Below are 11,832 nucleotides of genomic sequence, written 5' to 3'. Positions count from 1 at the left end.
ATTCGACTGATGACGACGTTTACTCCTGGCCTGCTGGTTTCCGCTCGGGGACGGGACTGGGTTGTCCTGCCGGAAAGTGCCGATGACATGCTCGTGCTGCGGCCTCTCGGCGGCGCCGACGACGACATCGCCGCCGTGTTCCCGGCTTTTGAGGAAGTCCGCGACGCGCAGTTCAGGAAGCCGTCGCCGGACGACCTGGGTGACTCACAAGCGGCGGGTCTGCTCCGCTCCGCCCTTCGAATCGGGTTCCGCTCCGGGGCCGGGCCGTTCCGGTCCTTGGCGGGCATCGCTGTCGAACCGAGGGCATACCAGCTGGTTCCCCTCATGATGGCGCTGCGCCAGCGGGTGGTCCGGCTGCTGATCTCCGATGACGTCGGGATCGGCAAGACCGTGGAAGCCGGGTTGATCGCGAGCGAGCTGCTGGCCCAGGGCAGCGCGCGCAGGCTCGCCGTGCTTTGTTCACCCGCGCTGGCCGAGCAATGGCAGGACGAGCTGCGCACCAAGTTCGGCATGGACGCCGAGCTGGTCCTCGCATCCACAGTGTCCAAATTGGAGCGTGGGCTCGAGCTGGGACAGTCGCTTTTCGACAAGTACCCGAACGTGATCGTGTCCACGGACTTCATCAAGTCCACTCGGCACCGCGACGACTTCGTGAAGCACTGCCCGGATCTGGTCATCGTCGACGAGGCGCACACCTGCGTCGCCGCCGAGGAAAGCGCGTCCACCCAGAACCAGCTTCGCTACGAGCTGCTGCAGAAGGTCGCGGCGGACGAAGAACGGAACCTGCTCCTGGTCACCGCCACCCCGCACAGCGGCAAGGAAAGCGCGTTCCGGGCACTGCTCGGCCTGCTCAAGCCCGAACTCGCCCATGTCCAGCTGGACAGCGATGCCGGCCGGCGGTTGCTTGCCGGGCATTTCGTGCAACGTAAGCGGGCGGACGTTCGCCAGTTCCTCACGACCGAAGACGGCCTGACGGACAACGATCTCCGCGAGGACACGAAGTTCCCTGCCGACCGGTACTTCAAGGACGAGACCTACAAGCTCTCACCGGCTTACCGATCGCTTCTCGAAGATTCGATCGCCTACGCCAGCGAGCGGGTGAGCGCGGCCGGCGACCGCGGCAAGCGGGAAGCCCGGATCGCCTGGTGGTCGGCGATCGCATTGCTGCGCTCGCTGGTTTCCTCGCCGCGTGCCGCCGCGCAGACGCTGCGCACCCGGTCCGCGGCGGCGACCGCCGCGACCGCGGAAGAGGCTGACCGGCTCGGCGCACCGCTGACCCGCGACTCGGGTGACGTTGACGCACTGGAAGGTCTCGACGTCGCTCCCGGGGCGGAGACCGAGGACGCCGGTGCCCGGTTGGCCGAGCTCGCGGAACGGGCAGCCGAGTTGGAAGGCCCTGACGAGGACACGAAACTCGCGACGCTGGTCAAGCACCTCAAGACGCTCCTGGCCGACGGGTACCACCCGATCGTCTTCTGCCGGTACATCCCGACCGCCGAGTACGTCGCGGAACGGCTGGACGGCAAACTCGGACGCAAGACCGTCGTGCGAGCGGTCACCGGGACCCTGTCGCCGCAGCAACGGTTGCAGCGGATCGAGGAGCTGGCTGACTTAGCGGGCGAGGAGCCGGCTGCCCGGCGCGTGCTGGTGGCAACCGACTGCCTCTCCGAAGGCGTGAACCTCCAGCACCATTTCGACGCCGTCGTGCATTACGACCTGGCGTGGAACCCCACTCGCCACGACCAGCGCGAAGGCCGGGTGGACCGGTTCGGTCAGAAGCGCGACACCGTCAAGGTCATCACCCTGTACGGCAGTGACAACGGCATCGACGGCAAGGTCCTCGAAGTGCTGATCAAGAAGCACCGGCAGATCCGCAAGGACCTGGGTATCTCGGTGTCGGTGCCGGACGAATCGTCGTCCGGGGTCACTAACGCGGTCGTCGAGTGGCTGCTGATGCGCAACGAAAAGCCGGAACAGGCGAGCCTGTTCGACGTTGAGACGATCAGCGAGATGACCGGGAAGCTGGAGGCGGACTGGAAGTCGGCCGCCGAACGGGAGACGGCGTCGCGGTCACGGTTTGCGCAGCGCACGATTCGCCCCGAAGAAGTCGCCAAGGAGGTTCTGGCGATCCGCGACACCCTCGGCCGGGCCGACGAGGTCCGCGAGTTCACCCGGCAAGCCCTGGCTTCGCTGGAAGCGGTACTGCGGAAGGACGACGAGGGATTCAGCGCCGACTTGAGCGGTACCCCGGTCGGTCTGCGTGACGCCGTCGCGCCGGTTGTCGGCGGTGACGCCGTCGAGTCCGGTCGCCCGGTGCCGTTCCGCGCCACTTCGGCCGTGGCACGCGGCGAAGCGGCGCTGGTCCGCACCGACCCGGTCGTCGGTGCGATCGCGGGCTACGTCCTCAACGCCGCACTGGACGACCAGACCGACGGCCCACGCCCCGCCCGCCGGTGCGGGGTGATCCGTACCAGGGCCGTAGACGTCCGGACCACGTTGTTGCTCGTGCGCTACCGGTTCCACCTGACGTTGCCGTCCCGGGCGGGCGAGCGGCAGCTGGTGGCAGAGGATGCCCGGCTGGTCGCGTTCCAGGGCGCCCCGGCCAAGGCGGTCTGGCTCTCCCCGGAGGACGCCCTGGAGCTGGCCGATCGAACGGCGGACGAGAACACCGACCGCGAGTTCGCCATCCGCACGATGGGCCGGGTTCTGGACGCACTCGACGAGACGAAGCCGTACCTGGAGAAGTACGGCGACGAACTCGCCGCCGACCTGCTCGAATCCCACCGCAGCGCCCGCCGCGCCGCTTCGGAGATCGTTCGCGGCGTCAACGTCATCGCGCAGAAGCCGGCCGACATCCTCGGCGCCTACGTCTACCTGCCGGTCTCTGGAGGTGCCGCCTGATGTCCAGCTCCACGCGCAACTTCGACGCGGTCCACCCCGTCAACAGCCTGTTGCCCGCCGACATGCTGCTCCGCATCTCCGAGGGCAAGAACGTCGCCGGTTCCCTGCCGGCTGACTACCGGGTCATCGGCTCACGCTCCGTGCGCGACGACGCGGAACGCCACTGGAACTACCTGAAGTCGCTCTGGACCGAACTGCGCACCCGGCTCCCGGCCGCGCCGGATCCCGAGACGCCCGCGGACCCCACCGGCCTGGCCGTATCGCAATGGCTGCTGCCGTTGTTCGATGAACTCGGTTTCGGCCAGCTGACACGGCTCGGCGCCGCCGGGCTCGTGTCAGACGACGGCACAAAGACGTTCGCGATCAGCCACCGCTGGAACCACGTGCCCGTCCACCTGGCGCCGTGGAACGTCTCGCTGGACAAGCGACCGGACGGCGCGGGCAGCGTGCCGGCGCAGTCGCTGGTCCAAGAGCTGCTGAACCGCACGGACGCGCACCTGTGGGGCGTCGTCACGAATGGCCGGCAGCTGCGGCTGCTGCGCGACTCCAGTGCCCTGGCGACCGCGTCCTATGTCGAGTTCGACCTGGACGCCATCTTCGACGGCGAGCTGTTCAGCGAGTTCGTGCTGCTGTACCGGCTGTTGCACGTCTCGCGGTTCGATGTCGCGGAGGACGCGGCGCCGTCGACGTGCTGGCTGGAGAAGTGGCGGGTGGACGCCATCGCATCCGGCACCCGAGCGCTGGACAGCTTGCGCGACGGTGTCCAGAACGCGATAACCACGCTCGGTACAGGCTTCCTGAAGCATCCCGCGAACTCCGCCCTGCGCGAGAACATCGACGTCGGCGCTCTGCATAGCGCGTTGCTGCGGCTGGTCTACCGTCTGCTGTTCGTCTTCGTCGCCGAAGACCGCGACGCCCTGCACAGCCCTTCAGTCGATGACCAGGCTCGCGAACGGTACGCACGGTACTTCTCGACGGCCAAGCTTCGTGCCCACGCCCGGCGGCGGAAGGGCACGGTCCACGACGACCTCTATCGAGCGCTGCGCATCGTTCTCGATGCACTGGGCGATGAGGACGGCCGCCCTGCGCTTGGTCTGCCGGGTCTTGGTGGGATATTCGACGACACACCGGCGGACGCTCCTCTGTACGGCTTGTCGTTATCGAACGAATCTCTTCTGACGGCGATTCGGCACCTCGCGCAGGTCCGGGACGCTGGCTCCCGTCGCTGGCGGTCGGTGGACTACCGCCATCTCGATGCCGAAGAGCTCGGTTCGATCTACGAGTCGTTGCTGGAACTCGTTCCGCGGCACAGTGCGGTGGACCGCGAATTCGAACTGGTCGCGATCGCCGGCAACGCCCGGAAGACGACGGGCTCCTACTACACGCCGTCCTCGTTGATCGCATGCCTGCTGGACACCACGCTGGACCCGGTCATCGACGACGCCGTCAAGCGTGGTGAACAGGCCGCGACGGCCGCCGGCCACTCGGATCCGTCCGAATCCATCGTCGACGAACTACTGTCTTTGACGGTCTGCGACCCGGCGTGTGGCTCGGGCCACTTCCTCGTTGCCGCCGCCCGCCGGATCGCGAAGCGTGTGGCGGCTGTTCGCGAGCGCAACCCCGAGCCGACCTTGGGTGCAGTTCAACACGCATTGCACGAGGTCATCGCGAAGTGCATCTACGGGGTTGACCTCAACCCGATGGCGGTTGAGCTGGCCAAGGTTTCGCTGTGGCTGGAGGCCCTGGAGCCTGGCAAGCCGCTGGACTTCCTGGATGTCCACATCAAGTGCGGGAACGCCCTGATCGGCGCGACTCCGGCGCTGCTTCGCGGTGGGATCCCGGACAGCGCGTTCATTGCTACTGAAGGTGATGATAAGAAGTTCGCCAAGCTGTTGGAGAAGACGCATATCGAGGAGCGCGACGGCCAGTTCGGTCTCTTCGATATCGAGGACACCTCGGTTACGGTCACCAACCAGGCATTCGCCGCGAACGTGCGACGCATCACCGCGAAGAGTGCCAACAAGCTTCGCGAGGTGCGTCGACAAGCGGCCGACTACGCCTCGTGGGTCGAGTCGACAGCGTATACCGACGCCTTGCACTTGGCGGACGCGTGGTGCTCAGCCTTCATGTGGATCAAGACCGCCGACAGCCCGCGTGCGGTGACGTACGAGATCTTCCGGTCGCTCGGGAACTCTTCGACGTCGGCTGTGCCGCGAGCGACGCACGACGAGATCTTCCGGTTACGGGATCAGTACCGATTCTTTCATTGGCATCTAGAGTTTCCCGACATTTTTGAGGTCTCGGGTGGCGACTCGCCGCTCAACGAGGCTGGCTGGCACGGCGGGTTCGCCTGTGTTCTCGGCAATCCGCCGTGGGACAGTGTCGAACTGAAGGAACAGGAGTTCTTCGCCCAACGGTCGCCGACCATCGCCGCAGTCGGCAAGGCGGACACCCGGAAGAAACTCATTGCGAAACTCCGCGACGACCCCGACACGCAACCACTCTTTGAGGCCTACTCGGCCGCGAAGCGTGCGGTCTACGCCGAGAGTCACTTCCTGCGCCGGTCGCATCGCGTCCCGCTCACCGGTCAGGGAAACCTGAACACTTATGCCGTCTTTTCCGAGACCGCGCAGATCCTGACTAGTTCCCGAGGTCGAGCAGGCGTCATCGTGCCGACCGGCATCGCCACCGACGCCCGGACCCAGTACTTCTTCAAAAACTTGGTCCAACACGGCTCGCTCGCCGCGCTCTACGACTTCGAGAACGCTGCGGGGCTCTTCCCGGAGGTTCACCGCTCGTACAAGTTTTGCATCTTGTCTGTTGTTGGCCCAACGCTCCGCGATCCTGCGGCCACGTTCGCCTTCTTTCTCCATGATCCGGTCGAACTGGACGATTCCAACAAGGCGTTCATGCTGACGCCGGAGGAGATCGCACTTCTCAACCCGAACACCGGAACGTGCCCCATCTTTCGCTCTCGTCGTGACGCGGAGATCACCCTCGCCATCTATCGCCGAGTCCCGATCTTCATTAAGGAGCCCGACGAATATGGCCAAGGTGGAAGTAATCCTTGGGGTGTGTCGTTCCTCAGAATGTTCGATATGTCACACGATGCTCGCTTCCTGTGCTCTCGCGAAGAGTTGGAAGGTGATGGCTGGAAGCTCTCGGGTAACATTTTCACAAAAGGCACGTCGAGGATGCTGCCTTTATATGAAGCGAAAATGACTGACTTCTTCAATCATCGTGCAGCTGATGTTATTCGCAGTAATACTGCGGTATCTCGGCAGAATCAACCCCGTTACCTGACCATTGAAGAGCTCGAAAACTCATCTCGATTAACTATGCCGCTAAGCTGGGTGGCCGAGGCTGACGCTCGAACTGGGAAGAAAGACGCCAAGGGAAGCGAGATTCTTGAGCGAGGCGTCGGTAGTCGTTTGGCCGACAAGGGCTGGCACCACGGTTGGCTGACTGGTTGGCGAGACGTTACATCGGCAACTAACGAGCGGACCGCAGTTGCCTTTGTATTTCCGCTTTCGGGTGTAGGCAACAAGATTCCGCTGATGTGCCCAGATGTTTCGACAAATTTAGCTGCAACTCTAATTGCCTGTCAGTCATCTTTCATCTTCGATTATGCGAGTCGACAGAAGCTGGGTGGCGTTACAATGAACTTCTTTATTTGGAAGCAATTGCCTGTCTTGTCGCCTGAAAGTCTGATTAGTAATTCGCGCTGGATAAGCGCGCGAAGCCTGGAGCTTACCTACACAGCGTGCGACATGAAATCTTTTGCTGGCGACCTTGGGGATAAGGGTACCCCGTTCCTGTGGAACGAGGGCAGGCGTGCAGTGATTCGGGCTGAGCTTGATGCGCTCTTCTTCCATCTCTACGGGATCTCCCGCGAAGACGTCGACTACATCCTCGACACCTTCCCTATCGTCAAGCGCAAGGACGAGGCCAAGTACGGCACCTATCGCACCAAGGACCTGATCCTCGCCGAGTACGACCGCATGGCAGAAGCTGGTGTCAGCCTCGACAACCCCCTCATCGACGGCGAGAACTACACCTCCACCCTCAACCCGCCGCCCGGCCACGGTCCCCGCCATCCCGCAGCCGCCGCACCGGGCGAGGAGGCCTGATGGCCGAGGAGTACCCCGAGTTCCAGCTCCAGCTTCCCCGCGGCGGGCCACTCGCACACGGGCGGTTGCTGCATGAAAAAGGTACCAACGGCAGTCAAAAGTTCGCCGTGCTCGCCGGGTCGCCAGCGCGGGCGGAGACGGTGCCGTCGTTCCGGGTGCACATGAAGTCGTCGAACGCAATCCGCGAAGACCTCATCGCCACGGGCCGCATGCGGGAGTCCGAGAAGTGGCCCGGGTACTTGGAGACGACCGAAGACATCGAATGCAACTCCCCATCGGCCGCGGCGGAGATCCTGCTCGGGCGGAGCGCGAACGGGTGGCATGAGTGGACGTCCGCCGAGGGATTCCTGCTGTCCGACTACCTCAAGTCTCCATCGCAAGCACCGATGCGCACTTGGCTGGTCCGTGGGTCCAATGTGGCCGGTTTCGACCTCGTCCAACGGTTGTGGCTGCCGGACGGCCTGGTCAGTCTCGCCGGGAGCCGGCTGCGTGAGGGGATCGACGGTGACCTGACCAAAGACCGGCTTCGCTCGGTCGTCGAAGAGGACTACGAGTCCATCCTCGCCTACACGCCGTTGCAGCAGCTCGTGGACGAATTGCACGCGTTCCTTTCGAAAATGAAACCGGGTGACGCAGTCTGTACGATCTCCAACGGCAACCTCTACGTTGGAGAGATCGCCGGCGATGCCATCCAGATCGCTTCGGAAGGTGGGCGGTCGAACCTGCGACGCCCCGCGGAATGGCAGAGCGTCGGCTATCCCTACGCGGAACTTCCCGAGGAACTTCAGCAGAAGCTCTCGATCCAGCAGGACGTCGTCGACCTCACGGCGGTCGCCGGGCTGGTTGCCGGGCTCGGGCGCAGCAATGAGGAACTCGCCGAAGAAGCCGAAGACGCGAGCGGTGACTCCAGTCTGGAGCTGGCTGCGCTCGCCCGCCGTGAGCTGGAGCTGCCCGAGCCCAACGACGCCTTGGCCGAGGATGTACTGGCCCACGACGTCGAATGGCTCAGGGAAGTCCGCGACCTGTTGTGGGACGATCGCCAGCTGATCTTCTACGGGCCGCCCGGAACGGGCAAGACGTACCTTGCGCTGAAGCTGGCCGAGTTCTTCGGCGGCGGGCCCGAGCAAGTCAAGCTCGTCCAGTTCCACCCTTCCTACGCCTACGAAGACTTCTTTGAGGGCTTCCGGCCGCAGCAGGACCCCCAAACGCGAGATGTCGCGTTCCGCATCACCGCTGGGCCGCTTCGTGAACTTGCCGATCTCGCCGCGACCGAGGGCAACCGGCACGTACCGCACTTCCTCGTAATCGACGAGATCAACCGGGCCAACCTCGCCAAGGTGTTCGGCGAGCTGTACTTCCTGCTCGAATATCGCAACCGGTCGGTCCGGCTCACCTACTCGGCCGACAACTTTGCGTTGCCGTCCAACCTCTTCATCATCGGGACCATGAACACCGCCGACCGCTCGATCGCGCTGGTCGACGCCGCCATGCGCCGACGGTTCGCGTTCGTCGAGCTTTCGCCGCGGATCGAACCGACCAGTGGGTTGCTGCGGCGGTGGTTGAAGCGCGAAGGTCGGGACGCCGAACCCGCTGATTTGCTCGACGCGCTCAACGCCCGTATCGGCGATCCCGATTTCCAGATCGGGCCGTCCTACCTGATGAAGCGCGGCGTCTATCGCGACGGTGGTCTGGAGCGCACCTGGCGCACGAAGATCCTCCCGCTGCTCGAAGAACACCACTACGGCGAGGGCGTCGACATCGAGAAGCTGTACGGCTTGACCGGCCTGCGCTCGAGCATCGCGAAGCCGTGACCGTCCCGCCGCTCGTGGAGTACGGGGACGCGGTGTCGGTGGCGCTCGACGACGCTGCGGGCCGCGCGCTCGCGGCGTCGAGGGTTGTCGAGGCAGTGCCTGATCCGTTCGTGCCCGGACACTGGCAGATCCGCGCCAAGGGCACGATCGGCGTCGCCGCGGTACACCTGCCCGGCGGCGGCACGCTGGACCTGCGCATCACTCCGAAGGTCCCGATCCGCCGGCTGCTCTACCTGCTCGGCTTCAGCCGGAACGACAAGGGCTGGCGTGACGAAGACGTCCAAGTGAGCGCCGATGAGGACTTGCTGCCCGCGCTCGCCCGGCTGTTTGCGACGCAGGCTGAGACCGCGCTCCGCCAAGGAATGCTCAAAGGTTACGTCAGCGTGGATGAAACCGCGCTCGTCATGCGCGGCCGGGTGCGGATGAGCGAACAGGCCCGCCGGCACCACGGACGGCTCGTGCCGCTGGAGGTGACGCACGATGAGTTCACCGAAGACATCGCCGAGAACCGCCTGCTGCGTGCAGCCTGTGAAAGCCTGCTCCGGACTTCGAGAGGGATCCCCGACGACGTCTGCGGACGACTCCTCCGGCTGCGCGCGCGGCTGAGCGAGATCACCCCGGTCCGGCGGGGTACCGAGATCCCGGTGTGGCAGCCCAGCCGGCTCAACGCCCGCTATCACTCCGCCCTCCGGCTCGCTGGGATCGTCTTGCAAGGTTCGTCTGTCGAGAGCGCACCGGGAGACGTGACGGTCAGCGGATTTCTTTTCGACATGGCCCGCGTGTTCGAGGATTTCGTGACCACCGCGCTCGGCGAATCATTGGCTTCGCTGCCCGGATACTGCCGAAGTCAAGCGCGTCACCATCTCGACGAGAGTCAGGCGATCCGGATAATTCCGGATTTCGTCCGCTACGCCGACGACGGTACGCCGCTCGCGGTCGCCGACGCGAAGTACAAAGCCGAGAAGCCGGCGGGGTTCCCGGATGCCGATCTATACCAGATGCTCGCCTACTGCACCGCGCTCGGTCTTTCCGCCGGTCATCTCGTCTACGCTGCGGGCAATGGGTCCGTCGCGACACACCGCGTCCGGCACGCGGGCGTTGTGATTCATCAGCACGCGCTGGACCTCGACCAATCACCCGATGAACTGCGCCGGTCGGTGGACAAACTGGCCAGCTTCCTCGATCCGGAGATACGGTATTTGCGGCATTGACGAGGAGGGTGCGCACAGTGGACGGGCCAGGGTTCCATGTAGAGCTCGACAAGCTGGATGAAGCTGCGACCGGCATCCGGCAGAGCATCGAAGGCCAGGAGAGCTTCGAGCTCCGCAACCTTTGCGGCAACTCGGACATGTACGGACACTCCGGGCTGCACGACTCGCTGATGGACTTCTGTGTGCGCTGGAGCGATGGTCTCGACACACTCACTGATGACGCCGAGGCGATCAGTGACGTGCTCGCCAAAGCAACCGAGGCGTACCGGACGAACGACGACGCCGCTGCTGGAACCCTGAAGATCGATCCTGGTGAGCCGGTGGTCAGCGATGGCTGAGCTCGGACAGACGCAAGATCCCACTGAACTGGTCCCGGGCAGGCCCGAAGCGATCGAGGAGAACGTTCGTGTGCTGCGCGCCCGTGCGGACCAGGCCGGCCGCGCCTCCGAGGGCCCTGAAGGCCATCGACACGGGTGCCTGGCAAGGTCCGGCTGCCCACGCTTTCCACGACAAGTTCTCCTATGAGCCCGGCAAATGGTACAAAGCGGCTGATGCCTTGTTGACCGCCGCTGACGCCTTGCAGCACTACGCCACCACACTGCGCTGGGCACAAGGACAAGCGACGGAGGCCATCGCCTCCTGGGCGAAAGCAGAAACGACCACTCGGCAGGCGCAAGCCAAGCACGACCAGGACGCCGCTCAAGCGGCGGCGAGCGGCCAACCTGTCCCGCCGTTCACCGATCCCGGCGAAGCGACTCGTCAGGCTGCCCGAGAGACGCTCAACCGAGCCCGCGGACAACTCGACGAAGTCGGCGACGTGGTCTCCGGAGCGATCCGGGACGCGACCGAAGAAGCGCCCCGGAGCTCGAGCTGGCTCGACGACGTCGGCAACTTCTTCGCCGACACCGGTAGCCACCTGCTCAACGGCGCCGCATCCGTACTCAACGCCGTTGTCAACCATCCCGGTGATGCGGTGATGACGGCCGCAGGCATCGGGCTCACCATGATCAGCGCTACCGGTGAGGGCGCTGGACTGGTCCTCGACGCCACCGGGGTCGGCGCGATCGCGGGCGTGCCGTTGAACGCCGTGTCTGCTGCCGGGATGGTTGCCGGAGGCACGATGGCAGCCACCGGAGCCATGAACATCGCGAAAAACGCGGCCGGCGACGACCACGTGTCACCGATGCAGACCAACCAGAGCGGGACCGGTGGCGGAGCCGCTGAGCCGCCGTTCGAACCACCCAAGGGAATCTCCGGCAAGACCGAACATGGCGAGACCCAGATGTCCGGCCGCGACGGGCACGGCGTGAACGATGCCGCTGCTCACGACGCGGTCAACAACCCGGTCAAGGCGCCGCAGTACAGACCCGACCAATATGGTGGCACGTACCGTTTCACGGGGAAGGATGCGATCGTGAATCTCAACGAGAAGGGCGAGGTCGTCACCGCCTGGGCGCGGTCGCGGGCCGGCTGGAGGACTGAGTGACCACCATGTTCGATGATCTTCCCGCGGAATTCCGGGACGTTGTAGTCGAGTTGCTGGGTCAGCGTGATCCTGAGTTACTGGGCGCCCTTCTGAAGCAAAGCAAGCCGACGCTTGAGCAGCAGGAAGCGGTCATCGACATCCTGGGGGACGCCTTCACAGAACATCTCGGCGCCGGCCACGAACCCACCGTGCGAGGCGCTCTCATCGACAACGCCCTTGGCGCGTTCCTGACAAGGTGGCCTGCGGAAGAACTTGCAGACAGCTGACTTGTTCCGATCGGGTCGGTAAGGTTT

Annotated in this window: 7 protein-coding genes; all 7 read left to right on the top strand. The window is 64.7% G+C overall.

Annotated features, from left to right (window positions below; translation table 11 throughout):
- Window positions 1–9 precede the first annotated feature (9 nt).
- The 7 genes from CF165_RS23970 to CF165_RS23940 all read left to right on the top strand — a co-directional run bounded on the left by CF165_RS23970 (window position 10) and on the right by CF165_RS23940 (window position 11,805).
- Window positions 10–2,901, top strand: coding sequence for a DEAD/DEAH box helicase (locus CF165_RS23970; protein WP_240521753.1), 2,892 nt, complete (start codon window positions 10–12; stop codon window positions 2,899–2,901).
- Window positions 2,901–7,031: an Eco57I restriction-modification methylase domain-containing protein gene (locus tag CF165_RS23965; protein ID WP_093949786.1), complete on the top strand. Its 4,131-nt coding sequence runs from the start codon at window positions 2,901–2,903 to the stop codon at window positions 7,029–7,031. The genes CF165_RS23970 and CF165_RS23965 overlap by 1 nt, the downstream gene beginning before the upstream one ends.
- Window positions 7,031–8,842 (top strand): DUF4357 domain-containing protein, encoded by a 1,812-nt coding sequence (locus tag CF165_RS23960; protein ID WP_093949785.1) that lies wholly within the window; start codon window positions 7,031–7,033, stop codon window positions 8,840–8,842. Before CF165_RS23965 ends, CF165_RS23960 begins: the two co-directional genes overlap by 1 nt.
- A complete protein-coding gene (locus CF165_RS23955) occupies window positions 8,839–10,053 on the top strand; it encodes an McrC family protein (protein ID WP_093949784.1) in 1,215 nt (404 codons plus the stop codon). The genes CF165_RS23960 and CF165_RS23955 overlap by 4 nt, the downstream gene beginning before the upstream one ends.
- Before the next feature lie 17 nt (window positions 10,054–10,070).
- A complete protein-coding gene (locus CF165_RS23950; RefSeq protein ID WP_093949783.1) occupies window positions 10,071–10,391 on the top strand; it encodes a hypothetical protein in 321 nt (106 codons plus the stop codon).
- An 83-nt stretch (window positions 10,392–10,474) separates the two neighbouring features.
- Window positions 10,475–11,539 (top strand): putative T7SS-secreted protein, encoded by a 1,065-nt coding sequence (locus tag CF165_RS50360; protein ID WP_143268651.1) that lies wholly within the window; start codon window positions 10,475–10,477, stop codon window positions 11,537–11,539.
- The gene (locus tag CF165_RS23940; protein ID WP_093949781.1) at window positions 11,536–11,805 is read left to right on the top strand and encodes a hypothetical protein; all 270 of its coding nucleotides are present in this window, start codon (window positions 11,536–11,538) and stop codon (window positions 11,803–11,805) included. The genes CF165_RS50360 and CF165_RS23940 overlap by 4 nt, the downstream gene beginning before the upstream one ends.
- Window positions 11,806–11,832: the final 27 nt, after the last annotated feature.

The sequence above is a fragment of the Amycolatopsis vastitatis genome, from assembly GCF_002234595.1.
GTDB lineage: Bacteria > Actinomycetota > Actinomycetes > Mycobacteriales > Pseudonocardiaceae > Amycolatopsis > Amycolatopsis vastitatis.
This window is presented reverse-complemented; position numbering and strand designations above follow the sequence as displayed.

Bases quoted from the DNA above. Each gene is read 5' to 3' on its own strand.
- CF165_RS23970 (WP_240521753.1), top strand. From the start codon at position 10: ATGACGACGTTTACTCCTGGCCTGCTGGTTTCCGCTCGGGGACGGGAC.
- CF165_RS23965 (WP_093949786.1), top strand. From the start codon at position 2,901: ATGTCCAGCTCCACGCGCAACTTCGACGCGGTCCACCCCGTCAACAGC.
- CF165_RS23960 (WP_093949785.1), top strand. From the start codon at position 7,031: ATGGCCGAGGAGTACCCCGAGTTCCAGCTCCAGCTTCCCCGCGGCGGG.